This window comes from Actinomadura macra NBRC 14102 (genome assembly GCF_001552215.1).
GTDB lineage: Bacteria > Actinomycetota > Actinomycetes > Streptosporangiales > Streptosporangiaceae > Spirillospora > Spirillospora macra.
Genome location: NZ_BCQT01000028.1, coordinates 1 through 26,271, shown reverse-complemented (window position 1 = coordinate 26,271; position 26,271 = coordinate 1). Strand labels below are relative to the sequence as shown.

The 26,271-nt window shown below is 71.7% G+C and carries 22 protein-coding genes; 17 read left to right on the top strand and 5 right to left on the bottom strand.

Translation table 11 applies throughout. From position 1 onward, the window contains the following. The first annotated feature begins 29 nt into the window (after positions 1 to 29). The 7 genes from rplT (at position 30) to AMA02S_RS36710 (ending at position 8,953) form a co-directional block, all read left to right on the top strand. Positions 30 to 407, top strand: a complete 378-nt coding sequence (rplT, locus tag AMA02S_RS36740; protein ID WP_067468635.1) for a 50S ribosomal protein L20 — start codon at positions 30 to 32, stop codon at positions 405 to 407. Positions 408 to 440: 33 nt separating this feature from the next. Then, entirely contained in the window at positions 441 to 1,265 is an 825-nt protein-coding gene (locus AMA02S_RS36735) for a TrmH family RNA methyltransferase (RefSeq protein WP_067468632.1), read from the top strand. Between the two features lie 285 nt (positions 1,266 to 1,550). Beyond that, entirely contained in the window at positions 1,551 to 2,012 is a 462-nt protein-coding gene (locus AMA02S_RS36730; RefSeq protein WP_245667994.1) for an STAS domain-containing protein, read from the top strand. Positions 2,013 to 2,216: 204 nt separating this feature from the next. Further along, on the top strand, positions 2,217 to 3,305 hold the full coding sequence (locus tag AMA02S_RS36725; protein WP_067468629.1) for a sensor histidine kinase: 1,089 nt from the start codon (positions 2,217 to 2,219) through the stop codon (positions 3,303 to 3,305). A gap of 130 nt (positions 3,306 to 3,435) precedes the next feature. Beyond that, a complete protein-coding gene (pheS, locus tag AMA02S_RS36720; protein WP_067468626.1) occupies positions 3,436 to 4,545 on the top strand; it encodes a phenylalanine--tRNA ligase subunit alpha in 1,110 nt (369 codons plus the stop codon). After that, positions 4,545 to 7,022 (top strand): phenylalanine--tRNA ligase subunit beta, encoded by a 2,478-nt coding sequence (pheT, locus tag AMA02S_RS36715; protein ID WP_067468622.1) that lies wholly within the window; start codon positions 4,545 to 4,547, stop codon positions 7,020 to 7,022. The genes pheS and pheT overlap by 1 nt, the downstream gene beginning before the upstream one ends. A 314-nt stretch (positions 7,023 to 7,336) precedes the next feature. Further along, entirely contained in the window at positions 7,337 to 8,953 is a 1,617-nt protein-coding gene (locus AMA02S_RS36710) for an ABC-F family ATP-binding cassette domain-containing protein (RefSeq protein ID WP_067468620.1), read from the top strand. 12 nt (positions 8,954 to 8,965) lie between these two features. Here AMA02S_RS36710 and AMA02S_RS36705 read toward each other — a convergent pair whose 3' ends face one another. From AMA02S_RS36705 to AMA02S_RS36685, 5 genes are all read right to left on the bottom strand, one after another. Continuing rightward, positions 8,966 to 10,303 carry an extracellular solute-binding protein gene (locus AMA02S_RS36705; protein WP_067468618.1) on the bottom strand — a complete coding sequence of 446 codons (1,338 nt, stop codon included), beginning with the start codon at positions 10,301 to 10,303 and terminating at the stop codon, positions 8,966 to 8,968. 16 nt (positions 10,304 to 10,319) lie between these two features. Beyond that, on the bottom strand, positions 10,320 to 12,173 hold the full coding sequence (locus AMA02S_RS36700; protein WP_084265988.1) for a vWA domain-containing protein: 1,854 nt from the start codon (positions 12,171 to 12,173) through the stop codon (positions 10,320 to 10,322). A gap of 138 nt (positions 12,174 to 12,311) precedes the next feature. Next, entirely contained in the window at positions 12,312 to 13,148 is an 837-nt protein-coding gene (locus AMA02S_RS36695) for an ABC transporter permease (protein WP_067468614.1), read from the bottom strand. Further along, positions 13,145 to 14,113 carry an ABC transporter ATP-binding protein gene (locus AMA02S_RS36690; protein WP_067468611.1) on the bottom strand — a complete coding sequence of 323 codons (969 nt, stop codon included), beginning with the start codon at positions 14,111 to 14,113 and terminating at the stop codon, positions 13,145 to 13,147. The genes AMA02S_RS36695 and AMA02S_RS36690 overlap by 4 nt, the downstream gene beginning before the upstream one ends. After that, positions 14,110 to 14,607, bottom strand: a complete 498-nt coding sequence (locus AMA02S_RS36685) for a MarR family winged helix-turn-helix transcriptional regulator (protein WP_157431075.1) — start codon at positions 14,605 to 14,607, stop codon at positions 14,110 to 14,112. The genes AMA02S_RS36690 and AMA02S_RS36685 overlap by 4 nt, the downstream gene beginning before the upstream one ends. 164 nt (positions 14,608 to 14,771) lie before the next feature. Between AMA02S_RS36685 and argC the strand changes: the two genes are divergently transcribed. The 10 genes from argC (at position 14,772) to tyrS (ending at position 25,862) form a co-directional block, all read left to right on the top strand. Beyond that, a complete protein-coding gene (argC, locus tag AMA02S_RS36680) occupies positions 14,772 to 15,800 on the top strand; it encodes an N-acetyl-gamma-glutamyl-phosphate reductase (protein WP_067468608.1) in 1,029 nt (342 codons plus the stop codon). Beyond that, entirely contained in the window at positions 15,797 to 16,954 is a 1,158-nt protein-coding gene (argJ, locus tag AMA02S_RS36675; RefSeq protein ID WP_067468605.1) for a bifunctional glutamate N-acetyltransferase/amino-acid acetyltransferase ArgJ, read from the top strand. The genes argC and argJ overlap by 4 nt, the downstream gene beginning before the upstream one ends. Further along, complete coding sequence (gene argB, locus AMA02S_RS36670; protein ID WP_067468601.1) at positions 16,951 to 17,853, top strand: acetylglutamate kinase; 903 nt, start codon at positions 16,951 to 16,953, stop codon at positions 17,851 to 17,853. Before argJ ends, argB begins: the two co-directional genes overlap by 4 nt. Then, positions 17,850 to 19,088 carry an acetylornithine transaminase gene (locus AMA02S_RS36665; protein ID WP_067468598.1) on the top strand — a complete coding sequence of 413 codons (1,239 nt, stop codon included), beginning with the start codon at positions 17,850 to 17,852 and terminating at the stop codon, positions 19,086 to 19,088. Before argB ends, AMA02S_RS36665 begins: the two co-directional genes overlap by 4 nt. Then, complete coding sequence (gene argF / locus AMA02S_RS36660; RefSeq protein ID WP_067468595.1) at positions 19,085 to 20,002, top strand: ornithine carbamoyltransferase; 918 nt, start codon at positions 19,085 to 19,087, stop codon at positions 20,000 to 20,002. The genes AMA02S_RS36665 and argF overlap by 4 nt, the downstream gene beginning before the upstream one ends. Beyond that, entirely contained in the window at positions 19,999 to 20,514 is a 516-nt protein-coding gene (locus AMA02S_RS36655; protein ID WP_067468592.1) for an arginine repressor, read from the top strand. Before argF ends, AMA02S_RS36655 begins: the two co-directional genes overlap by 4 nt. Positions 20,515 to 20,574: 60 nt before the next feature. Beyond that, positions 20,575 to 21,777 (top strand): argininosuccinate synthase, encoded by a 1,203-nt coding sequence (locus AMA02S_RS36650; protein ID WP_067468589.1) that lies wholly within the window; start codon positions 20,575 to 20,577, stop codon positions 21,775 to 21,777. Positions 21,778 to 22,088: 311 nt separating this feature from the next. Continuing rightward, positions 22,089 to 23,498 carry an argininosuccinate lyase gene (gene argH, locus AMA02S_RS36645; protein WP_067468587.1) on the top strand — a complete coding sequence of 470 codons (1,410 nt, stop codon included), beginning with the start codon at positions 22,089 to 22,091 and terminating at the stop codon, positions 23,496 to 23,498. A gap of 230 nt (positions 23,499 to 23,728) precedes the next feature. Beyond that, complete coding sequence (locus tag AMA02S_RS36640) at positions 23,729 to 24,364, top strand: DNA-3-methyladenine glycosylase (protein WP_067468584.1); 636 nt, start codon at positions 23,729 to 23,731, stop codon at positions 24,362 to 24,364. A 220-nt stretch (positions 24,365 to 24,584) separates the two neighbouring features. Beyond that, the gene (tyrS, locus tag AMA02S_RS36635; RefSeq protein ID WP_067468908.1) at positions 24,585 to 25,862 is read left to right on the top strand and encodes a tyrosine--tRNA ligase; all 1,278 of its coding nucleotides are present in this window, start codon (positions 24,585 to 24,587) and stop codon (positions 25,860 to 25,862) included. Positions 25,863 to 26,271: the final 409 nt, after the last annotated feature.

Below are 26,271 nucleotides of genomic sequence, written 5' to 3'. Positions count from 1 at the left end.
GCCCCGGCCCCCACGAAGGAGTGCATCACGTGGCACGCGTGAAGCGGGCGGTCAACGCCGCCAAGAAGCGCCGGGTCGTCCTGGAGCGGTCGAGCGGCTACCGCGGCCAGCGGTCGCGCCTGTACCGCAAGGCCAAGGAGCAGCAGCTCCACTCCATGACCTATGCCTTCCGGGACCGCAAGGACCGCAAGGGCCAGTTCCGCCGGCTGTGGATCCAGCGGATCAACGCCGCCGCCCGCGCCAACGGCATCACCTACAACCGGTTCATCCAGGGCCTGAAGGCGGCCGAGGTCGAGGTCGACCGCCGCATGCTGGCCGAGCTGGCCGTGAATGACGCCGCCGCGTTCACCGCCCTGGTGAAGGTCGCCAAGGACGCGCTCCCCGCCGAAGGTTCGGAGGCGGCCTGAGCCGGGGACCGGCGGACGGGCGAGCACAGCGATATGGCGGGCCGCGAGCTGACCTCTCTCCGATCACCGAGGGTGAAGGCCGCTCGCCGGCTCGCCAAGCGCGCGTTCCGGCGCCGTGAGGGGCGGTTCCTCGCCGAGGGACCGCAGGCGGTACGGGAGGCGCTGCTGATCCCGGGCGGGCTCGCCGAGCTGTTCACCACGGCCGAGGCCGAGGCCCGCCATCCCGAGCTGGTGCTGGCCGCCGAGCGCGCCGGAGCTCCCGTGCTGCGCGTCAGCGGCGAGGTCATGGCCGAACTCGCGCAGACCGTCACCCCGCAGGGGTTGCTGGCGGTCTGCGGGTTCCTCGACGTCCCGCTCGGCACCGCGCTGGAGGCCCGGCCCCGGCTCGTGACTGTGCTGGCGCACGTCCGCGATCCCGGCAACGCCGGGACGGTGTTGCGCACGGCCGACGCTGCGGGCTCGGAGGCGGTGGTGTTCACCGACGCCTCCGTCGATCCCTACAACGGCAAGTGCGTGCGCGCCTCGGCGGGCAGCCTCTTCCACCTGCCGGTCGTCGTCGGTCCGCGCTTCGACGCCCTGATGCCCGAGCTCAAGAGCGCGGGGCTCACCGTCCTCGCGGCTGACGGTGCCGGCGACCGCACCCTGGACGAGGGGATCGACGAGGGCCTGCTCGCGCGCCCCACCGCCTGGGTGTTCGGCAACGAGGCGTGGGGGCTGCCCGAGGAGATCCTCCGGCACGTCGACGAGGTCGTCCGCGTGCCGATTCACGGCCGCGCGGAGAGCCTGAACCTCGCGACGGCCGCGGCCGTATGTCTGTATGCGTCGGCACGGGCGCAGCGCGGGCGTTCCCGCATGTGACACGCGTTACCTGCGAGCACCCGACGGGGTTCGATGCATTCCGTGGTCGGATGGCCGCAAGCGGTCGCCGCCGCTGCCCCTTCTCTGGGTGTGACCTGCGAGGATGGTCCCCTCACGGAGGGTGGGCAGGGGGCCCACCGCCGCGGGGCGGCTCGTTCCCAGGTAGGAGCGGGATACCGGCCCGGCGAGGGATTTGCACGTTCCAACGGGTGCCTACGGTGGTTGACCAGGGGCGGCGACGATGCCGCGCGAATGGGGGCGAACGCGATGACCGAGGAGACCAGAGTGGCGAGGAGGCCGGGCCGGCGCACGCCGGAGATCAGGTGCCGGACGGGCCAGGCCGCCGTCCCCTCCGTCCCCACCGCGTGGGCGCCCGCCGCCACGCCTGGGTTGACCGTCGAGCTGGCACGGGTCCGCGGCGACACGGCCGTGGCCGTGGTGGCCGGCGAGATCGACCTGCACACGGCCGACGCGCTGCGTGCCCGACTCGTCGAGCTGCACGGCGCGGGCTTCCGCCGCCTCGTGGTCGACTTCGCCGCAGTCCCGTTCTGCGACGCGGCGGGGCTCGGCGCGCTGGTGTCCGCGCACAACCACGTCGCCGTGTCCGGCGGCGAGATCGCCCTTGTCCGGGTGCGTCCAGCGCAATTCCGTCTGCTCCGCATCACTGGGCTGCACCGGCTGTTCGCCGTGCACGTGGACGTCGACGCCGCCCTGTCCGCGGAAGGTTCCTCGACCACCACCCGCTGAACCCCGCCCGGGGGCGGGCCCGTACCTCCTGGTGAGGGTGCTCCCACCCCGGACGGAGACGGTCGTGACAGCTACAAAAGCCTTGCCGCGGGGCGTTTTCTGGGTCCCGTAAGGGGCCCGAGTCCGGATAGAGTCTCTTCTCGACAGGCCGCGTCCCGACCGGTGTTTCTGGAGGCCGCAGTGGGCGGAGAGGAACCCCATCGCGTGGCCGTTGGTGCGCCCGTAAGCGGGGCCGGCGGCCGTCCCGCGGGGGATCCCGCCGACGACCTCCCCGACGGGCTGATGGTGGCCGACCACGAGGCGCGCGTCGTGGTCTTCAACGCCGCCGCCGTCCGGATGACGGGGATTCCCGCCGAGACCGCTCTCGGCACCGACTTCCGCGACGTCCTACCGTTGCACGACGCGGAGGGCCGCGACTGGTGGAAGTGCCTCGCCCCCTACGAGGGCCTGTGCACCCGCACCCGGCACCCCGAGCGGGTGCTGTTCCTGCCCGGCGGCACCGAACTGTTGGTCACCGCCGCCTACCGGCGCGACCGGCAGGGCAGGGTGGAACGGTTCAGCGTGTCCCTGCGCGACGCGGCGCACCGCGCCCGGCAGGAGCGCGACCGCGCCGACCTCGTCTCGACGGTGGCGCACGAGCTACGGTCCCCGCTGACCAGTGTCAAGGGCTTCACGGCGACCCTGCTCGCCAAATGGCACCGCTTCAACGACGATCAGAAGCGCGTGATGCTGGAGACCGTCAACGCCGACGCCGACCGGGTGACGCGGCTCATCACCGAACTGCTGGACGTGTCGCGCATCGAGGCGGGCCGGCTGGAGATGCACCGGCAGGTCGTCGACCTGCCGGAGGAGGTCCGCAAGGTCATCGCCGGACGGGTCGCGGCGGGCGAGGCCGAGGACCGGTTCCGCTTCGAGGCCCGCGGCGAGCTGCCCGAGATGTGGCTGGACCCCGACAAGATGGACCAGATCCTCGGCAACCTCGTCGAAAACGCCGTGCGGCACGGAGCGGGTACTGTCACCATCGTGGTGGAGCCGGACGCGCATAAGGAGGGGGCCGCCGTGTCGGTGCGCGACGAGGGCGAGGGCATACCGCCCGAAGCCGTCCAGCGCGTGTTCCGGCAGTTCTGGCGCGGCCCCGGCGGCAACCGTCGCGGTGGCACCGGCCTCGGCCTCTACATCGTGAAGGGCCTCGTGGAGGCGCACGGCGGTGTGATCACCGTGCGGCGTGCGCCCGGCGGCGGCGCCGAGTTCCGATTTACCGTGCCCGCAGGGGCCCCCGACTACGCCACCTGAGCCCGACCGGGCCGGGCCGGCGCGGGAACCTCGCGGCGGGCCGCGCGATTCGCGCACGTCTTTCCGGATCTTCACCGCCCGCGCACTAGACTGCGGGCGTCCCACGCCGACCGGAGTCGATCACACCACCATGTCTGCACCCAACAAGTCCTACGACCCAGTCGAGGTGTCCGCATTGCAGCCCGACGAGCTGGAGCGGGCCCGCGAGGAGGCGCTCGCCGCCATCGCCGCGGCCGCCGACCTCGACGCCCTCAAGCAGGTCCGCCTGGCGCACGCCGGCGACCGTTCCCCGCTGGCCCTCGCCAACCGCGAGATCGGCGCACTGCCTCCCGCCGGCCGCGCCGAGGCGGGCAAGCGCATCGGCGCCGCCCGCGGCGCGGTCGCGCAGGCCCTCAAGGCGCGCCAGGCCGAGCTGGAGGACGAGCGCGACCAGCGTGTCCTCGTCGAGGAGACCGTCGACGTCACCCTGCCCTGGGACCGCGCCCCGCGCGGGGCCCGGCACCCCCTGACCACGATGCAGGAGCGGATGGCGGACGTCTTCGTCTCCATGGGCTTCGAGGTCGCCGAAGGCCCCGAGGTCGAGGCGGAGTGGTTCAACTTCGACGCCCTGAACTTCAAGCCCGACCATCCGGCCCGCACGATGCAGGACACTTTCTTCGTGGGGGCCGAGGAGACGGGCCTGGTGATGCGCACGCACACCTCCCCGGTGCAGATCAGGTCGCTGCTGACGCGCGCGCTGCCGGTGTATGTGGTGATCCCGGGCAAGACGTTCCGTACCGACGAGTTGGACGCCACGCACAGCCCCGTCTTCCACCAGCTTGAGGGCCTCGCCGTGGACGAGGGCCTGACCATGGCCGACCTGCGCGGTGCCATCGACGCGTTCGTCGGCGGCATGTTCGGGGAGGGACTGCGGACGCGGTTCCGCCCGTCCTACTTCCCGTTCACCGAGCCGTCGGCCGAGGTCGACATGCAGTGCTTCGTGTGCCGGGGCGCGTCGGTGGAGGTGGGCGCCGAGCCGTGCCGCACCTGCGGCTCGGAGGGCTGGATCGAGCTCGGCGGCTGCGGCATGGTCAACCCGCGGGTGCTGGTGGCCTGCGGTGTCGACCCGGACCGCTACAGCGGCTGGGCGTTCGGGCTGGGCGTCGAACGGACCCTGATGTTCCGGCACGGTGTGGAGGACATGCACGACATGGTGGAGGGCGACGTCCGGTTCACCCTCCCGTTCGGGATGGAGATCTGATGCGGGCCCCGCTTTCCTGGGTGCGTGAGTACGCCGACCTGCCCGCCGGAGTCACCGGCCGCGAGCTGGCCGCCGCGCTGATCGCCGCGGGCCTGGAGGTCGAGACCGTCGAGCAGGCGGGTGTGGACATCACCGGTCCGCTGGTCGTCGGCGAGGTCCTGGCGATCGAAGAGCTGACCGGGTTCAAGAAGCCGATCCGCTACTGCCGCGTGGACGTCGGCAAGGCCAACGGGACAGGCGAGCCGCAGAACATCGTCTGCGGTGCCACCAACTTCGGGGTCGGCGACCGCGTCGTGGTGATCCTGCCGGGCGGGGTCCTGCCGGGCGGCTTCCAGATCGGGTCCCGCAAGACCTACGGGCGGCTGTCGGAGGGGATGATCTGCTCGGTCGCCGAGCTCGGCATCGGTGACGACCACGGCGGCATCCTCGTCCTGCCACCCGACACGCCGGTCGAGACGGACGCGGTGGAACTGCTCGCGCTGCGCGACGACGTCCTCGACATCGCCGTGACGCCGGATCGCGGCTACGCCCTGTCGATCCGCGGGGTCGCCCGCGAGGCTGCCACGGCCTACGGAGTGCCGTTCAAGGACCCCGCGCAGGTCGACCTGCCTGCCGAGACCGGCGAGTCCTACCCGGCGAGCATCGCCGACCCGACCGCCTGTGACCGGTTCGTGCTGCGCGAGGTACGCGGCTTCGATCCGGACGCGCAGACCCCGTTGTGGATGCGGGTCCGCCTGCACCGCGCCGGAATGCGTCCGGTGTCGCTGGCCGTGGACGTCACGAACTACCTGATGCTGGAGCTCGGGCAGCCGCTGCACGCCTTCGACCGGGCCAAGCTCACCGGTCCGATCGTGGTGCGCCGGGCGGCGCGCGGCGAGGCCCTGGAGACGCTCGACCACGTCAAGCGGACCCTGGACCCCGAGGACATCCTCATCACCGACGCCTCCGGCCCGATCTCGATGGCCGGGACGATGGGCGGCCTCGCCACCGAGATCGACGAGCGGTCGAGCGACATGGTCGTCGAGGCGGCGCACTTCGACCCGATCGGCACGGCCCGGATGGGCCGCCGGCACCGGCTGCACAGCGAGGCGTCCCACCGGTTCGAGCGGGGAGTCGACCGGGAACTGCCGCTGTACGCCTCGTACCGGGCGGTACGGCTGCTGGCCGAGCTGGGCGGCGCCGAGATCGTGCCCGGCGTGACGCACGCGCAGGCGCCGGTCGAGGAGGTCACCGTCACCATGGCCGCCGGCCACCCCGACCGGGTCGCGGGAGTGACTTACGGGCGGGACGCGGTCGTGCGGCGGTTGGCGCAGGTCGGCTGCGCCGTCGAGGGCGGCGACGTCCTGACCGTGACGCCGCCGTCGTGGCGGCCCGACCTCACCGACCCCAATGACCTCGCCGAGGAGGTCATCCGGCTGGAGGGATATGAGAACATCCCCTCGCGGGCACCGCGCCCCGCCGACGGGCACGGGCTGACCGTCCGGCAGCGGATGCGGCGCCGGGTGGGCCGCGCGCTGGCGGGCGCCGGATACGTCGAGGTGCTGGCGTTCCCGTTCACCGCGGAGAGGGACTGGGACGACCTGCAGCTGCCGCCCGGCGACGCGCGCCGCACGGCGCTCCGGCTGGCCAACCCCCTGTCGGAGGACGAGCCGCTCCTGCGCACCACGCTGCTGCCCGGGCTCCTGCGGGCCCTCGCGCACAACGTGGGACGCGGCTTCGGTGACGTGGCTCTGTTCGAGATGGGCCTGGTGTTCCGTCCTCGTCCGGATGCGCCCGCCGGGGCACCTCGCCTCGCCGTCGACCGTGGTCCGACCCCCGAGGAAATCGCCTCCGTGGAGGCGGCGCTCCCCGACCAGCCGCACCGGGTGGCCGTCGTGCTGTCCGGCGACCGGGAGCCGTCGGGGTGGTGGGGGCCGGGGCGCGCGGCGCTGTGGGCCGACGCCGTCGAGGCCGCCCGGACGGTCGCCCGGGAGGTCGGCGTCGAGCTGACGGTCGAGGCCGACCAGCATGCCCCGTGGCATCCGGGTCGGTGCGCCGCGCTGTATGCGGGGGACACCCTCGTCGGCCACGCCGGCGAGCTGCACCCCCGCGTCACCAAGGCGTACGGGCTGCCGCCGCGTAGCTGCGCGATGGAACTGGAGCTGCGTCGCCTGGGCGAACCTGCCACGCCGCGGGCACCGCACGTCTCGACGTACCCGGTCGCCACCCAGGACGTCGCGCTGGTCGTCGACTCCGCGGTGCCCGCCGCGCGGGTCGAGTCGGCACTGCGCGAGGGCGCCGGCGAACTGCTGGAGGCGATCCGGCTCTTCGACGTCTACACCGGCGAGCAGGTGGGCGAGGGACGCAGGTCGCTGGCCTACACCCTGCGGTTCCGGGCCCCGGACCGCACGCTCACCGCCGAGGAGGCGACCCGGGCCCGTGACGCCGCGGTCGCCGCCGCGGCCGACCGCACCGGCGCCGCTCTCCGCGGCGCCTGACGGCGTGTCCCGTCCGCCCCGGTAGGTCCGGGGCGGACGACGACCCCCTTATCGCTACTTGTGTTGCGATAAGAGTCGGGGTAGCGTGTCCACGTCACATTGTCGCCCGGCAGGGGAGTCCATTGAGGATCTGAGGTCCGACACCGCGCAACGGCCGTTCAGCGGCCCGCGCACGTGACCTCAGTCGTGGACTCTCGTCCAGCCGGGCTTTTCCATGCCATGACGGCATTCCTAGCCTCGTCACTCCTGGCCGCGTCGCGCGTTTCCCGCGGTGTCTCCATGTGTCAGCACCTGCTCACCCCCATGGAGGCCCCATGTCCTTTGCCATCGTGTGCTCCGGCCTGTCGTTCGCCTGGCCCGACGGCTCCACCGTCCTGGACGGCCTGGACGCCGCGTTCGGTACCGGCCGCACCGGCCTCATCGGAGTCAACGGCTCCGGCAAGTCCACCCTGCTGAAACTGATCGCGAGGGAACTGCGGCCCGCATCCGGCAAGATCAGCGTGGCGGGGGAGGTCGGCTACCTGCCGCAGACCCTTCCGCTCGACAACGCCCGCACGGTGTCCGACCTGCTCGGCATCACCTCGGCGCGCGCCGCTCTGCACGCCATCGAGCGCGGCGAGGCCACCGAGGCGAACTTCGCCGCGATCGGGGACGACTGGGACGTCGAGGAACGCGCCCGCGCCGAACTCGACCGACTCGGTCTCGACCACGTGGGCCTGGACCGTACCGTCCCGACGCTGTCGGGCGGAGAGGCCGTGATGGTCGGGCTCGCGGCGCTCTTCCTGGCCCGGCCAGACGTCCTGCTGCTGGACGAGCCGACCAACAACCTCGATTTGGACGCGCGCCGCCGGCTGTACGAGGCGGTCGCGTCCTGGCCGGGTGTGCTCGTCGTCGTCAGCCACGACCGGGAACTACTCGACCGCGTCGAGGAGATCGCCGATCTGCGCGACGGCGCCGTCCGGACGTTCGGCGGCAACCTGACGGAGTACGAGGAGCTCCTCGCGGTCGAGCGGGAGGCCGCCGAGCGGACGGTCCGGGCCGCCGAGACCGACATGCGCCGCCAGAAACGCGACCTGGAGGAGGCGCACGTCAAGCTGGCCCGGCGGCTGCGCTACGGCAAGAAGATGCAGGAGAGCAAGCGCGAACCCAAGATCGTGATGGGGGAGCGCAAGCGGCAGGCACAGGTCGCGGCGGGTAAGCACCGCATCATGCACGAGGAGCGGCTCGCCGGCGCCCGCGCCCGCCTCACCGAGGCGGAGGAGGCGGTCCGTGCGGACGCCGAGATCCGGGTCGGGTTGCCCGCGACCGAGGTCCCGGCGGGACGGACGGTCGCGACCGTCACCGGCCTCGCGCCGCCCGAACCGGAGGCCGGCTCGCTGACCGAGCTGATCGTCCGCGGCCCGGAGCGGATCGCGCTGGTCGGCCCGAACGGCTCGGGCAAGACCACCTTCTTGCGCGCTCTCACCGGCGAGACCGTCCCGGACGGGACGACCGTCAAGATCGGTGTGGCGGGCGTCCGCTACCTGCCGCAGCGGCTCGACGTCCTCGACGAGGGCCTCAGCGTCGTCGACAACGTCCGCGCGGTGGCCCCGTCGGTGCCGGTGAACGAGATCCGGGCGGGGCTGGCACGTTTCCTGTTCCGGGGTGCCCGGGCCGAGCGGCCCGCGGGCACGCTGTCGGGCGGTGAGCGGTTCCGCGCCGTGCTGGCCTCGCTGCTGCTCGCCGAGCCCGCGCCGCAGTTGCTGCTGCTGGACGAGCCGACGAACAACCTCGACATGGCGAGCGTCCGACAGCTCGGCCAGGCCCTCGCCGGCTACCAGGGTGCGCTGCTCGTGGTCAGCCACGACCTGCCGTTCCTGCGCACGATCGGGATCACCCGGTGGCTGGCCATGGACCGCGGCTCCGGCCTGTCCGAGGCGGACCCGATGTGATCCCCGGCCTCGTCAGCGCACGCGTCCGTGCGCGGCCCGCTCCAGAGCGCTCGTCAGCTCGTCGAGGAACGCGCTGGGCTGCTGTGTGCATTCGGTCTGCATGCACTTCAGCCGCTCGCGGATCCTCACCCGCAGCTCCCCGCTGAACTCGGGATAGTAGACCGATGAGGGCCGCGGGCGAGCTCCGGTCACCGCCTGATAGATCACTTGGGCGTCGGCGTGCAGGAAGAGCCGCTTGCGCGAGGTCACCTGGTCGGGGCACTCGTCGGAGCCGGTGCGGTAGACGTCGGTGCGCACGGGCGCCAAGCCGCCGCAGGCGAACAGCCGCCGCTGCTGCTCCGGGGCGTTGAGGTAGCCGATCAGATCGCGCGCCGCGCGGGCCCGGTCGCCTGACAGCCCCGCCGCGACGGCCAGGCTCTGGCCGCCCAGGACCCGTTCTCCGGGGTAAGGGACGGCGCCGACCTGTTCCGGTGCGAGCTTCCCGTTGTTGGCGATGAGGGTGTAGTGGGTCGGCCAGTTGCGCATGAAGGCCACGTCACCGTTCTCGAACGCGACCCTGTCCTTGTCCTCGTCGGAGTCCAGGGACTCGGGCCGGATCAGCGGCCGGTCCCCCTGGAGACCGGCACTGAGGTCCCGCAGGGTGGCGAGCACCGCCCGGCGGTCGAGCCTGACCTTGCCGTCCTCGCTGACGGTGATGTCCCCGCCGTGGTCGCGGATCAGTTCGAGGATGTTGACGGTGAGTCCCTCGTAGCGGCTGAGTTGGAGGGCGAGGCCGCTCTTCAACCGGGTTCCGGGCTGTCGCATCAGCGCGGCCGCCTCGGCCATCAGCTCTCCGCGGTCGCGGGGGACGTTCTTGACCAGGTCCTTGCGGTAGATGAGCAGCGGTGCGTCGGTGTTGAGCGGTACCGCCCAGAGTTTGCCTTGGTAGCGCCCGGTGTCGAGGACCGACGGGATGACCTGTCGCAGGTCGCGTTCGGGTACGCCGACGGTGTCGATGTAACCGGCCTTCGCGAGTTCGGGGATCCACGGGGTGTCGACGACGTAGACATCGGCGCCGCACACGCCGGACCGCGCGGTGGAGACGATCTCGCTGTGCTGCAGGTCGGTGCTCGTCGGCAGTTCCCGGAACTCGGCCCGCATGCCGTCGAGCCCACGCCAGCGGCCGATCAACAGGCCCCGCATGCCCGAGGCGTCCCTGCCGCCGAGCACGGTCAGCGGGCCGTCGGCGCCGCAGTGGCCGCTGCGCGCGGACACCACGTGATGGCCGGCCAGGGCGAGGAAGGCGATCACGGCGCCGGCGATGGCGCCGAGCAGGTATCTGCGCTGCGCGTCCGGGGGAGTGTGCGGCACGTGACGTGTCCCCTTCCTACAGTTTGGAGAACAGGCCGTCGAGCAGCGAGCCGCCGGTCCGGTCGTGGTCCAGGCAGCGGAACCGGGGCAGGGCCCGCTCCAGCGCGATCAGGTCCTTGCCGCAGCCGGCGCCCTTCAGAGCCAGGACGTAGACCTGCGGACTGTCCGCGCTCCTGAGGGCCTTGCGCAGCTCCTGCTCGGCGGACGAGTCGTCGTCGTGCCCGGGGTCGTCGTTGACGCCGTCGGTGAGCACGACAAGGGTCCGCTGCCCGGTCCGCTCCTCGGCGGCCCGTGCGATCGCGTGGTACAGCGGCGTCGTCTGGGCGTCGGCGCGGCGCAGCTGGGTCAGGCCGTCGGTGATCCGGGTGATCTGGGACGGGCTGACCGGCGCCGACCTCGCGAGCGGCGCGGGATCGCGCGTGGCCCCGCCACCGGGGAAGCGCCACAGGGCCGCCCGGTCGTCGCCGCCGAGCCGGTTCAGTGCATCGTTGACGAACTCCCGCGCGTTCGCCAGCAGGGTCCCACCGGGGGCCGGCGCGTTCATCGTTCCGGACATGTCCAGCATGAAGTCCAGGGAGAGCACCTTGCGTGCCTCGGTCATGAGCAGCCGGCTTCGTGCCAGCTCCGCCCGCTCCAACCGGGTGCCCGGGGAGCCCGTGGGCGCTTCGGGGCCATGGCGCGACAGCCAGTTGGCGAACAGTTCCGCGTACCGGTTCCCCGCCGTGTCGGCGCCGCCTCCCCAGCGGACCCGGACGATGGGGCGGTCGACGGCGGGTGTCCGGCCCGCCGACCGCACGACGGTCAGCCGGTCATTTTCAGTGACCGGGCCTCCGCCGCAGGGCGAGCCGGAGTTGAAGGCCTCGACGGAGGCCAGCGGCACGATCGCCGCGGCGCCGGTGCGCTGGTTCTCGCTCAGCGTCCGCAGGCGGCACAGCAGGTCGTCGGGGTCGGCTGGGGCGCCGCCGCCCGGGTTCACCAGGCCGACGAGGCGGCTGCGCCGCGCGCGGGAGGTCTCGTCGTCGCCGGTGCTGCCGGTGAACAGCGCGAAGGCGCCGGCCTGCCCGGACTCGGTCGTCTCCAGATCGGCCATCAGCAGCCGGGTGCCCGCGTCGCTGAGCGCGGTGGCGATCCGGTCCCAGGGCACGGGGTCGGGTCCGGCGAGGCCGAGCCCCTCGGCGACCCGGCGCGGGGCGACGAGTATCAGCGGCGACGCCGCCCCGAAATGGCCCTGGACCCGCACTCGCGGGCCTGAGGTGTGGTTCTCCGGGACGGCCGCGCTGGTCGCCGGCACGTAGAGGTCGGGATGCGGTCGCTCCGAGAGGTTCCATCTGCCCTCGAACGCCTCGTCCAGAGCGTGTCCCGGCGCGGGGGACTCGAAGACGGCCACGCGGACGGGCACGCAGCCGTCGGTTCGCCGGCCCTGTTCCTTGGTGAACCGGTCGGCGCCGTCCTCGATGGCGCCCTTGTTCTCCGGCGCCGCCATGACGCGCACGTCCGGCGGCGGTTCGCAACCATCGGCCGCCCAGGACCTCATCTGCGGGACGGCGATCCAGCAGGCGACGGCCACGGCGGCCCCGCCCAGAACGGAGGTCCCCAGACTGAGCGTCCTGGCCAGGGGTCTGGCCCACCCCCGCAGGTGGCTCAACGTGCCGAGCCTTCCGAACAGCGATAAGACGCCGACGTCTCCGGCCAGGGACATCCAGTAGTCCAGCAGGAGCAGTGCGGCGAACACGGCGAGGAGATAGAACGGGAAGCGCTGGACCCCGCCGGCGGCCGCAAGCCCGCCCGCGACGGGCGCGGACACGCCGAGCAGGGGCACCCAGTTCTCACGCACGCGATCGGGCCAGGACTCGCCAGGGTCCTTTGGCATCTGCGCCTCCAACCTCCCATTCGACCCGGCCGCACGGCCTCAGGGCGCCGGGTCCATCGTCGATGATGGAGGAGGGATCACCCTACGTCTTTGTAGTGTGACTCCCCTGTGGTGGTGGAGGTTCCGGTCCGTTTCCGGTCAGGTGAGGACGCGCTTGGTGAAGGTGCGGGTAGCGCTCCAGGTCAGCAGCACCGTTCCGCCGAGAATGGCCAGGAGGAACGCCCACACCGGCATGTGGTGGATGTCGGGGGTCAGTGCGGTGCGCAGCCCCTCGCTGATGTAGACGAGCGGGTTGACCAGGCTGGCGATCTGCAGCCAGCGGATGTTCTCCAGCGCCGACCACGGATAGTAGACGCAGCCGAGCATGGTCATCGGCAGCAGCACCAGCGCGAACAGCATCTGGACCTTCTGCGGGTTCATCAGCGTGCCCAGCAGGAGGCCGCCGGCGGCCGCCAGCAGGGAGCCGGCCACCATGACCAGCACCAGGATCGGCCAGTTGCCGACGTGCACGTGCGGGGCCTGGCCGTCGGCGTGGATGTACAGGACGGCGGGGAAGACCAGGATGCCGCCGATCAGCCCCTGCAGCGCCGCCGCGAGGATCTTCTGGATCGCCAGCAGCGGGATCGGGACGGGCGCGAGGGCCCGGTCGGTGATGGACTTCTGCCAGTTCAGCTCCATCATCAACGGGAAGATCACCGCCATCATGGCCTGCATGATGATGGAGGAGCCGACCAGGCCGGGCAGCAGGATGGTGGAGAAGGTCGGCCCGCCGGGCCGTCCCACCGCGCCGCCGCCGAGCTTGGGCAGCACGTAGGCGAACACGAACACGAACATCACCGGCTGCACGAGCACCCGGACGAACGTCGACAGGAAGTTCTTGCGCATCACCCGCGCCTCGCGCGCCATCATCGCGGCGAAGGTGCGCGGGATCGTCGCCCGCGCCGGGGGCGGCGGGGTCAGCGTGAGGGAGCTCATTCGCGGTATTCCCTTCCGGTGATGGTGAGGAAGACGGTCTCCAGGCTCGGACGGAGCTGGGTGGCGTCGGTGACGCCGACGCCGGCCGAGGCGCCGATCGTCACCAGCTCGCCGAGCACGCCCTCGGCCTCGGCGGCGAACACCCGCACCTGCCCGTCGTTCACCTCGACCTTGCTGATGCCCTTCCGGTCGGCCAGCGAGGCGATCTCCCTGGGCGCGGGGGCGTCGTAGGAGACCGTGATGACGGTGTCGGCGCCGGCGGTGCTCTTCAGTTCGTCCACCGTGCCGCTGGCCAGGATGGTGCCGTGGTCGACGACGGCGACCTTGTCGCAGAGGGCCTCCGCCTCCTCCATGTAGTGCGTGGTGAGGACGATCGTCTGGCCGCCGGCCTGGAGGCCCCGCAAGACCTCCCACAGGTTGGTGCGGGTCTGCGGGTCGAGCCCGGCGGTCGGCTCGTCCAGGAACAGCACCTCGGGGCCGTGCATGAGGGCGCGGCAGATCATGACGCGCTTGGCCTGCCCGCCCGAGATCTCGAACGGGTTGCCGTCGCGGTGCTCGGTGAGCTCGAACAGCTCCATCAGCTCGTCGGCGCGGCGGCGGGCGTCGCGTCCGCTCAGCCCGAAGAACCGGCCCCGGAACTCCAGGTTCTCGGCGGCGGTCAGATCGCTGTCGAGGGTGTTGTTCTGCGACACGACGCCGATGCGGCGCTTGATCTCGACGGCGTCGCGGACGACGTCCAGGCCGCACACCCGCGCGCTGCCGCCGGTCGGGACGACCAGCGTGGTGAGCATGCCGATCGTGGTCGACTTCCCCGCGCCGTTCGGGCCGAGAAGGCCGAAGAACTCGCCGCGCGGCACGTCCAGGTCGATGCCGCGGACGGCGTGCACCTCGGGTCGCGGGCCGGACGCGGGGTAGGTCTTCTTCAGGTCCGCCGTTCTCACGGCGGACTCGGGGGGTGCGCTCACGCGCCGTCTCCCTTCGCTTCCGGATAGTCCTCGAAACGCTTGATCAGGTTGAGCAGGAAACGCCGTACGGCGGGCTCGTCCCCCTCGTCGACGACGTCGTACAGGTGCTGCAGATCGAGGCCGATGGGTTTGCCCTTGTCGGCGATGAGCCGTCGCCCGGAGTCGGTGATGTGCACGAGGACGGCGCGCCGGTCCGCCTCCGAACGGCGCCGTTCGACGTGCCCGTTGCGCTCCAGGGTGTCGACGACCGAGGTGGCGGACGCCGGGGTGATGAGCAACCGCTTGGCGATCTCGCCGGCCCGCAGGCCGTCCTCGGCGAGGAGCATGCGCAGCGTGAAGAAGCCGGCGGGGCTGACGCCGTGCTTTTCGATGAGGCGCCACACCACCGGGCCCGACAGCCGGGACGCGAGGGCGAACAGCCGCCCGATGGGCCAGTCCTCGACCGGCCCGAGGGCGGACAGCTCTCCGAAGCCGAGTTTGCTGGTGTCCACCATGGCTCGATTATTAGGTGCCTGACCTTTAGGAGTCAAATCATTAGGTATCTAAATACTCGCTGTGGTGCTCGTCTCAGCGGCCGGGAAGCCCATGACGCGGTATTGAATAGGCATCCATGGTCCTGCATACTCTTGCTTGTTGCTTCCGAAGGGCAGAGTGGGACATGGGAATCCGGACGGCGGTCGCCGGCGCCAGCGGTTACGCGGGCGGCGAGGTACTGCGCCTCCTGGCGGGACATCCAGAGTTCGAGATCGGCATGCTGACCGCGGGCGCCAACGCAGGCACCGACCTGGGCGCGCACCAACCCCACCTGCGATCCCTGGCCGGACGTGTGCTGGCCGAGACCACGCCCGACACCCTCGCCGGCCACGACGTCGTCTTCCTCGCCCTGCCGCACGGCCAGTCCGGGCCGCTCGCCGAGGAACTGGGCGAGGACGTCCTGGTTATCGACTGCGGCGCCGACCACCGGCTCACCGATCCCGCCGACTGGGAGCGGTTCTACGGGACGGCCCACGCCGGCACCTGGCCCTACGGCCTCCCCGAGCTTCCCGGCCAGCGCGACGTGCTGCGCGCGGCGAAGCGGATCGCGGTGCCCGGCTGCTACCCGACGGCCGTCAGCCTCGCGCTTTTCCCGGCCTTCGCCGATGGCCTCGCCGAACCCGACGTCGTCGTGGTCGCCGCGTCCGGCACCTCGGGCGCCGGACGCGCGCTGAAGCCCCACCTGCTGGGCAGCGAGGTGATGGGGTCGGTGAGCGCCTACGCCGCCGGGGGCACCCACCGGCACACCCCCGAGATGGTGCAGAACCTCAGCGCGGTCGCCGGGGCGCCGGTCACGGTCTCCTTCACCCCGACGCTCGCGCCGATGAGCCGGGGCATCCTCGCGACCTGCACGGCCAGGGCCCGCCCTGGCGTCACGGCAACGGCGCTCCGCGCCGCCTACGAGTCCGCCTACGCCGGCGAGCCGTTCCTCGGACTGCTGCCCGAGGGACGGTGGCCCGCCACGTCCATGACGCTCGGCGCCAACACCGCGCTCGTCCAGGTCGCGCTGGACGAGGCCGCCGGACGCATCGTCGCGATCGCGGCGATCGACAACCTCACCAAGGGGACCGGCGGCGGCGCGGTGCAGAGCGCCAACCTCGCCCTCGGCCTCCCGGAAGAACTCGGACTCACCACGATCGGAGTGTCCCCTTGAGCGTCACCGCCCCCCAGGGTTTCCGCGCCGCCGGCGTCGTCGCCGGACTCAAGGCCAGCGGGAACCGCGACCTGGCCCTCGTCGTCAACGACGGGCCGTCCCGCGCGGCGGCCGGCGTGTTCACCCGCAACCGCGTCAGGGCCGCGCCCGTCCTGTGGTCGGAGCAGGTCCTCAAGGGCGGCCGTGTCCACGCGGTCGTGCTGAACTCGGGCGGCGCCAACGCCTGCACGGGCGCGCCCGGCTTCCAGGACACCCACGCCACCGCGGAGAGGGTCGCCGAGTTGCTGGACGACTCGGCCGGCGAGATCGCCGTCTGCTCCACGGGCCTGATCGGTGAGCGGCTCCCGATGGACACGCTCCTGCCCGGCGTCGACGCGGCGGTCGCGGAGCTGTCGCGCGGGGACGGCGGGCTCGCCGCCGCCGACGCGATCCGCACCACCGACACCGTCGCCAAGATCTCCTTCCGGCAGGGGGCCGGGGGCTACATGATCGGCGCGATGGCGAAGGGCGCGGGCATGCTCGCCCCGTCGCTGGCCACCATGCTGTGCCTCATCACCACCGACGCGGATCTGCCCGCCGAGACCCTGGACCGGGCGCTGCGCGCCGCGACCGGCGTCACCCTCGACCGGCTCGACGCCGACGGCTGTATGTCCACCAACGACGCCGTCCTGCTGCTGGCCTCGGGCGCCGCGGGCGTCGTCCCGGACGAGGAGGAGTTCACCGCGCTGCTCACCGAGGTGTGCGGCGACCTCACCCGGCAGCTGCTCGTGGACGCCGAGGGCGCGTCCAAGGCCATCGCGATCGAGGTCGTCGGCGCCGCGTCCGGCGACGACGCCGTCACCGTCGGACGCTCCATCGCTCGCAACAACCTGCTCAAATGCGCCATCCATGGAGAGGACCCGAACTGGGGCCGGGTGCTGTCGGCGGTCGGCACCACCGACGCCGTGTTCGAACCGGACCAGCTCAACGTCGCGATCAACGGTGTGTGGGTGTGCCGGAACGGCTCGTTCGGCGATGACCGCGACAAGGTGGACCTGCGCCCCCGCGACGTGACGATCACCGTCGACCTGTCGGCCGGCCGGCACAGCGCGACCGTCTGGACGACCGACCTCACGGCCGACTACGTCCATGAGAATTCGGCGTACTCGACATGACCGCGCGGGAGCGGAGCGAGGCCATGACCCGCGCAGGGACGCTGATCAAGGCGCTGCCGTGGCTGGAGCGCTTCCACGGCACCACCGTCGTGATCAAGTACGGCGGGCACGCGATGACCGACCAGGCGCTGCGGCACTCGTTCGCCGAGGACGTGGTGTTCCTGCGCTACGCAGGGCTGCGTCCGGTCGTCGTGCACGGCGGCGGCCCGCAGATCAACTCCGCGCTCGCCCGCAACGGCATCGACTCCACGTTCACCGCCGGGCTTCGCGTCACCACACCGGAGGCCATGGAGGTCGTCCGGATGGTGCTGACCGGCCAGGTGCAGCGCGACGTCGTCGGGCTGATCAACCGGCACGGCCCGTTCGCGCTCGGCATGTCCGGCGAGGACGCCAACCTGTTCACCGCCGAGCGCAAGAAGGCGGTGGTGGACGGCGTTCCCGTCGACATCGGCCAGGTCGGCGAGATCGTCGAGGTGCAGGTCGGGGCCGTCCGCGCACTGCTGGACGACGGCCGCATCCCGGTCATCTCCAGCGTCGCCCGCGGCGATGACGGCGAGGTCTACAACGTCAACGCCGATACCGCCGCCGCCGCGACCGCGGTCGCGCTGGACGCGGCCAAGCTCGTCGTCCTCACCGACGTCGAAGGGCTGTACGCCGACTGGCCCGGCAGCGACGACGTGATCGACAGGCTCACCACCGACGAACTGGCCGTCCTGTTGCCCGACCTGTCGGCGGGCATGGTGCCGAAGATGGAGGCGTGCCTGACGGCCGTGCGCGGCGGCGTCCCGCAGGCGCACGTGCTGGACGGGCGGGTGCCCCACTCGCTGCTGCTGGAGATCTTCACCGACGAAGGGATCGGCACGATGGTGCTGCCCAGCCCCCATGGGACGACATCATGAGCACGGACGAACTGCGGAAGCGGTACGAGGCCGCGTTCATGCCCAACTACGGTGTGCCACCGCTGGCGCTCGCACGCGGCGAGGGCTGCCATGTCTTTGACGCCGACGGCCGCGAGTACCTCGACCTGATCGCGGGTATCGCGGTCAGTTCCCTCGGGCACGGCCACCCGGCTCTGGTCGAGGCGGTGTCGTCGCAGGTCGCGATGCTCGCGCATACGTCCAACCTGTTCCTGCACGAGCCGGAGGTACTGCTCGCCGAGCGGCTGCGGGATCTGCTGGACGGCGATGGCCGGGTGTTCCTCACCAACAGCGGCACCGAGGCCAACGAGTGCGCGCTGAAGCTCGCGATCAAGTACGGGAAGGCCCACGGGCGCTCCTACGTCGTCGCGGCCGAGAACGGCTTCCACGGCCGGAGCATGGGGGCGCTGTCGCTGACGGGCAAGGCGGCGATCCGCGAGCCGTTCGGGCCGTTCGGACTGGATGTCCGGTTCGTTCCATACGGGGACGCGGACGCGCTCAAGGCGGTCGTGGACGAGGACTGCGCGGCGCTCTTCCTCGAACCCACGCAGGGCGAGGCCGGGGTCGTGCCCCCGCCGGACGGGTACTTCGCCGCCGCTCGCGAGATCTGCGACTCCACCGGCGCGCTGTTCGTCGCCGACGAGATCCAGTCCGCCATCGGCCGCACCGGTGCCTGGTTCGCGTTCCAGAACGAGAACGCCAAACCAGACATCCTGACGCTGGCCAAGGGACTCGGCGGAGGAATGCCGATCGGGGCTTGCGTCGCGTTCGGCCAGCACGGCGGCATCTTCGCCAAGGGCGACCACGGCAGTACCTTCGGCGGCAACCCGGTGAGCGCCGCCGCCGCCCTCGCCGTCCTCACCACGATCGAGCGGGACGGCCTGCTCGCCAACGCCGCCGCGGTGGGGGAGACCCTGGCCGGCGGGCTCGCCGCCATCGACCATCCGCTGCTGGCGGGCGTGCGGGGCCGCGGCCTGTGGCGGGGCGCCGCCCTCACCGGCCCGCACGCCCCGGCCGTGGAGGCCGCCGCCCGCGACGCCGGATTCCTGATCAACGCGCTCCAGCCGGACGCGCTGCGGATCGCCCCCCCGCTCATCCTCACCGCCGCGCAGGCGACGTCGTTCACCGCGGCGTTCCCCGCGATTCTCGACGCGGCCTCGCCGGCCGGCCCCGCCTGCGCTCCCGACGCTCGCCCCGGCAAGGAGAACCAACCGTGACCAGGCACTTTCTACGGGACGACGACCTCGCCCCCGCCGAGCAGGCCGAGGTACTCGACCTTGCCGCGCGTGTGAAGGCCGACCGGTTCGGCTTCCGGCCGCTCGAAGGCCCGCGGACCGTCGCCGTCCTGTTCGACAAGTCCTCCACCCGTACCCGGATCTCCTTCGCCACCGGAATCGCCGAGCTCGGCGGCAACGCCCTCGTCATGGACGCCGGTACCAGCCAGCTCGGCCGCGGCGAGACCATCGCCGACACCGCCCGCGTCCTGGAGCGGCAGGTCAGCGCCATCGTGTGGCGGACGGCCGGGCAGGAGCGCATCGAGGAGATGGCCGAGGGAACCACCGTCCCGGTCGTCAACGCCCTCACCGACGCGTTCCACCCCTGCCAGATCCTCGCCGACCTCCAGACCGTCCACGAGGCCAAGGGCGGCCTCGCCGGTGCCACGCTCGCCTACCTCGGCGACGGCGCCAACAACATGGCCCACTCCTACCTGCTCGGCTGTGCCACCGCCGGAATGCACGTCCGGATCGGCACCCCCGCGGCCCGGCCGCCGAGCGCCGCGGTCCTGGCCCGCGCCGCCGAGATCGCCGCCGGCACCGGCGGATCGGTCACCGTGACCGACGATCCCAGGCGCGCCGCCGGCGGCGCCGACGTCCTCGCCACCGACACCTGGGTGTCGATGGGGGAGGAAGGCAAGGGCACCGACCTCTACGAGCCCTACACCGTGGACGAGGAGCTGCTCGCCCTCGCCGATCCCGAGGCGATCGTCCTGCACTGCCTGCCCGCCTACCGCGGCAAGGAGATCGCCGCATCCGTCCTGGACGGCCCCCGCAGCCGCGTCTGGGACGAAGCCGAGAACCGGCTGCACGCCCAGAAGGCCCTCCTGGTGTGGCTGCTGGAGCGCTCCCGATGACGACCCCCATGACGAAGACCGCCCGGCACGCCCGGGTGATCGAGCTGCTGACCCGGCACCCCGTCCACTCGCAGGGCGAACTGGCGAAACTGCTCGTGGACGAGGGGGTCGAGGTCACCCAGGCCACGCTCTCGCGGGACCTGGTGGAGATCGGCGCGGTCAAGCTCCGCACCGACGACGGCAGCCTCATCTACGCCGTGCCGGGCGAGGGCGGGGAGCGTATCCGGCGGGCCCGCACCGGCGCCGCCGAGACGTTCGCCGGACGGCTCGGCCGGATCGCGGCGGAACTGCTGGTGTCGGCCGAGGCGTCCGCCAACCTTGTCATCGTGCGGACCCCGCCCGGGGCCGCGCAGTACCTGGCGTCGGCGATCGACCACGCCGAATGGCGCTCGATCCTCGGCACCGTCGCCGGCGACGACTCGATCCTGGTGATCGCCCGCGACCCGCACGGCGGGGAGCACGTCGCGGAGTCGCTGCTGAAACTGATCAACGGCCGCGAACGACGAGGGTAGGGGCCGCAGGCCCCCGCCCCGTCCATCCATTCCGAACACACTTCACAGGAGATGACGAGCATGAGCGAGCGCGTCGTACTCGCGTACTCCGGGGGCCTGGACACCTCCGTGGCCATCCCGTTCCTCGCCGAGCAGACCGGCGGCGACATCATCGCGGTGGCGGTCGACGTCGGCCAGGGCGGCGAAGACCTCGACACCATCCGCAAGCGCGCCCTCGCGTGCGGCGCGGCCGAGGCCGTGGTCGTGGACGCCAAGGAGGAGTTCGCCGCGGACTTCTGCGTCCCCGCCCTGCAGGCCAACGCCCTTTACATGGACCGCTACCCGCTGCTGTCCTCGCTGTCCCGGCCGCTGATCGTCAAGCACCTCGTCTCGGCCGCCAAAGAGTTCGGCGGGACGACGGTCTCGCACGGCTGCACCGGCAAGGGCAACGACCAGGTCCGCTTCGAGGCCGGGCTGTCCGCGCTGAACCCCGACCTGAAGGTCGTCGCGCCCGCCCGCGACTTCGCCTGGACGCGGGACAAGGCGATCGCGTTCGCCGAGGAGAAGGGCCTGCCGATCGACGTGTCGGCCAAGTCTCCCTACTCCATCGACCAGAACCTGTGGGGCCGCGCGGTCGAGACCGGCTTCCTGGAGGACATCTGGAACGGGCCCATCGAGGACGTCTACGACTACACCGCCGACCCCGCGCAGCCGCGCGATGCCGACGAGGTCGTCATCACCTTCGCCGCGGGCGTTCCGGTGGCGCTGGACGGACGTCCGCTCACCCCGTACCAGGTCATCGCCGAGCTGAACCGGCGCGCCGGCGCCCAGGGCGTCGGCCGCATCGACATGGTCGAGGACCGGCTCGTCGGCATCAAGAGCCGCGAGGTGTACGAGGCCCCGGCCGCCATCGCGCTGATCGCCGCGCACATGGAGCTGGAGAACGTCACCGTCGAACGCGACCTGGCCCGCTTCAAGCGGTCGGTGGACCAGCGGTGGGGCGAGCTCGTCTACGACGGCCTCTGGTTCTCGCCGCTGAAGGACGCCCTGGACGCCTTCATCGCCGACGCGCAGCGGCAGGTGTCCGGCGACGTCCGGATGACCCTGCACGGCGGCCGCGCCGTCGTCACCGGCCGGCGCAGCGACGCGTCCCTCTACAGCTACGACCTCGCGACCTACGACACCGGCGACACCTTCGACCAGAGCCTCGCCAAGGGCTTCGTCGAGCTGTGGAGCCTGCCCAGCAAGATCGCCGCGAAGCGCGATCGGGACGTGAACCCCTGACGGCTGTAGAAGATCTCAATCCCGGTCGAGGGCTCGCCTGGCGGCTGCCCCTGACCGTCCTTGGGCGAGCGCGTCCCTTGCTTCGCGAGCAGCCCGCGTGAGGCTCGGCTCCGGCTTTGCCTCACGCGGGCCGCCATCGCGCCCGCGTGACGGCTGAAGCCGGTTTCACCAGACTCCAGGCCGTACTCTGTGGCGGATGCCGTGCCGCCGTGCGGGACACCGCGCGCTCGGCGTCCCCACGCGGTGCTTCGCGGCGCCCGGCATGGTGGGATGGCAACCGAACATTCACTGGTGGGAAGAAGAGGATCTCCGTGACCAAGGCACCGACGCGACTGTGGGGCGGCCGGTTCGAAGGCGGCCCGTCGGACGCGCTCGCGCGGCTCTCGGTGAGCGTCCAGTTCGACTGGCGGCTCGCCCCGTACGACCTGATGGGTTCGCGTGCGCACGCCCGCGTCCTGAACCGGGCGGGGCTGCTCACCGACGACGAGCTCGGGCGCATGATCGGCGCCCTGGAGGACCTGGAGGCCGCCTGCCGGTCCGGGGAGTTCCGGCCCGCCGTCGCCGACGAGGACGTTCACACCGCCCTGGAGCGCGGCCTGCTGGAACGCCTCGGCGCCCTCGGCGGCAAGCTGCGCGCCGGCCGCAGCCGCAACGACCAGGTCGCCACCGACCTGCGCCTGTACCTGCGCGACCACGCCCGCCAGATCGTCTCCCGGTTGGTCGAACTGGAGACCGCGCTGATCGCGCAGGCCGAGCACAACTTCGGCGTCGCCGCCCCCGGCATGACCCACCTCCAGCACGCCCAGCCCGTGCTGTTCTCCCACCAGCTGCTCGCACACGTCCAGCCGCTGACCCGCGACGTCGACCGGCTCCGCGACTGGGACCGCCGTGCCGCGGTGTCCCCGCTCGGCTCCGGCGCCCTCGCCGGATCGTCGCTGCCCTTGGACCCGCAGGCCACCGCCGATGAGCTGGGCTTCGACGCCGCCGCCGCCAACTCCATGGACGCCGTGGCCGACCGCGACTTCGTCGCCGAGTTCCTGTTCGCCGCCGCGCTGATCGGTGTCCACCTGTCCCGCCTGGGCGAGGAGATCTGCCTCTGGGCCTCGCAGGAGTTCCGCTGGATCGAGATGGACGACACCTACGCCACCGGGTCGTCGATCATGCCGCAGAAGAAGAATCCCGACGTCGCCGAGCTGGCGCGCGGCAAGGCCGGCCGCCTCATCGGCCACCTCGTCGGCCTCCTGACGACCCTCAAGGGCCTGCCGCTCACCTACAACCGCGACCTCCAGGAGGACAAGGAGGGCGCGTTCGACGCCGTCGAGACGCTGCTGCTCGTCCTGCCCGCCATGGCCGGGCTCATCGCGACCATGCGCGTCAACACCGACCGCCTGGAGGCCCTCGCGCCGGACGGCTTCGCCCTCGCCACCGACCTGGCCGAGCTGCTCGTCCGCCGCGGGGTGGCGTTCCGCGACGCCCACGAGGTCGTCGGCCACCTCGTCGTCTGGTGCCAGGTCAACGACAAGGACTTCGACGACCTCACCGACGACGAGCTGGCGAAGGTCTCCCCGCACCTGACCCCGGACGTCCGTGCGGTCCTCAACGTCCAGGGCGCCCTCGCCTCCCGCAAGGCCTACGGGGGCACCGCGCCCGACCGTGTCCGCGAGCAGATCGGCGCCTTGCGCGCGCTGACCGACGAGCACGCCGCCTGGGCTGCTGTCTGAATTCGATCTCGGGCTGTGTCTGATCCGATCTCGGCCCAGGAACTCGCCTGGCGGCTCGCCGCCTGACCGTGCTTGGGCGAGCGCGACATCGCTCGCGATCAGCCTGGTGGGGGCACGCCTTGGCTTTGCCCCACCAGGCTGATAGGGCGCTCGCGTGACGGTTGATGCCGCTTCATGACGGACCCTAGGCTGGGCGCTCGGCGGATCCTATCCACGATCATGGTGAGGCGATGAGCGGAGCGTTGCTGCCCCGGGACTTCTTCGATCGGCCGGTGGACGAGGTCGCCCCCTCGCTGCTCGGACAGGTGCTCCGGCACAGCACGACCGGCGGCGAGGTCGCGGTGCGGCTTACCGAGGTGGAGGCGTACGCCGGGACCCTGGACCCCGCGTCCCACGCCTACCGGGGCCGGACGCAGCGCAACGCCGTCATGTTCGGGCCGCCCGGCTTCGCGTACGTGTACTTCACCTACGGCATGCACTTCTGCATGAACCTCGTCTGCGGGCCGGACGGGACGTCCTCGGCGGTGCTGCTCCGCGCCGGCGAGATCATCACAGGGGAGGAGACCGCGCGCGGGCGGCGCCCCCGCTCGTCCGTCCGTGACCTGGCGCGGGGGCCCGCGCGGCTCTGCCAGGCTCTCGGCATCGCCAGGGAGCACAACGGCCTGGACGTCTGCTCTCCGGGCGGGCCGCTCACCGTCCACGCGGGTGAGCCCGCCGACCCGTCGCTCATCCGGACCGGGCCGCGGACCGGCGTCAACGGTGCCAAGGAGGTGCCCTGGCGCTTCTGGATCGACGGCGACCCCAGCGTCTCCCCGTACCGTCCCCACGTCCCGAGGCGCCGCAAGAGAGTCGCCACCGGTGGCTGAGACCAGCGACCGACGGAGATCTCGACGCCATGACCTTTTCGCGGGCGACCACCGCCATCTCGCGTCCGGCCACATCCGCATAAGCTTCGGGCTCTCCGAACGGCCCATCATGCGCGACGTCCACCGGGACCGGACGGGGTTGAATATCGTTGGCGTGACGCCCGCCCGGTCCGGCAGCCTGGGCGGGGACACGGAAAGCAAGCCGGAGACGAGGGAGACCGTGACCGACATCCTGGACGATCTCGCGTGGCGCGACCTGATCGCGCAGTCCACCGACCTTGACGAGCTGCGGGCACGGCTCGCCGAGGGGCCGGTCACGCTGTATTGCGGGTTCGATCCGACGGCTCCCTCGCTGCACTTGGGCCACCTCATCCAGATCTTCACGCTGCGGCGTTTCCAACAGGCCGGGCACCGGCCGCTGGGGCTGGTCGGCGGCGCCACCGGCCTGATCGGCGACCCGAGCGGCAAGAGCGCAGAACGCGTCCTGAACTCGGAGGAGACCGTCGCCGGCTGGGTCGAGCGACTCCGCGCCCAGATCTCGAGGTTCCTGGTCTTCGACGACAGTCCGACCAGCGCGACGATGGTCAGCAATCTCGAATGGACCGGGCAGATGTCCGCGATCGAGTTCCTGCGCGACGTCGGCAAGCACTTCCCGGTCAACAGGATGCTGGCCCGCGAGACCGTCAAGGCCCGGCTGGACACCACCGGCATCAGCTACACCGAGTTCAGCTACGTACTGCTCCAGTCCCTGGACTTCCTGGAACTCCACCGCCGGTACGGATGCGCGCTCCAGACGGGTGGCAGCGACCAGTGGGGCAACTTCACCGCCGGCGTCGACCTCATCCGCCGGGTCGAGGGCGCCAGCGCGCATGCCCTGACCACGCCGCTGCTCACCAAGGCGGACGGGTCCAAGTTCGGGAAGACCGCCGGCGGCGAGACCTACTGGCTCGACCCTGAGTTGACCTCCCCGTACGCGTTCTACCAGTTCTGGATCAACGCCGACGACCGCGATATCGAGATGTACCTCAAGGTCTTCAGCTTCCGCCCCCGCGAGGAGATCGAGGACCTGGTCAAGCAGGGCGCCGATCGTCCCGCCGCCCGCGCCCCGCAGCGTGCGCTCGCCGAGGAGATGACCACGCTCGTCCACGGCGCGGACGAGACGGCCCGGGTCATCGCCGCCTCGCGTGCCCTCTTCGGCCAGGGCGCCCTGGAGGAGCTGGACGAGCGAACACTGAGATCCGCGCTCGCCGAGGTTCCTCGCGCCGAGATTTCGCCGGGGGAGCTGCCCACGGTCGCCGACCTCCTGGCGGCGACGGGCTTGTGCAAGAGCAAGTCGGAGGCGCGGCGCGCCATCGCCCAGGGGGGCGCCTACCTGAACAACGCCAAAGTCGAAGCGGAGGACTTCGCGCCCTCCGCGGAGGACCTTCTCCACGACCGCTACCTGGTTCTGCGCAGGGGCAAACGCAACGTGGGCGGCATCGAGGTGTCCGCCTCCTGAAAGGCCGCTGACCTGCGGAGAACGAGCGCCCGTCCGGAACCCTCCGGACGGGCGCTCGTCATTGGACGGGCAAACTTCGGTAGATACACGTCACAGTGCGGTCACAGCGCACCGTCGGCGGGCAGGTTTCAGAGCCCAGAAAGTAGGTCTGACCAGCGGATACGCGGCCCCGAGAGGGTGATTTGACGGTGCTGGCGGGTGGACCTAATGTTCTACCCACCCCACGGGGGAGCGGGACGCCGACGAGGCGGCCGGCCCCGGGGTCACCTTCACAGACCAGCAGGGCGGGAGTCTCTCGCGCCCAAAAGGGACGTGGAGGGTCGAATCGCTCAGAGGTTGACAAGTCGGGCGGATCGGGTAGGTTTGAAGGGTTGCCCCGGAGCGGGGCTCGCGGGAGCGGGTTCGGCGC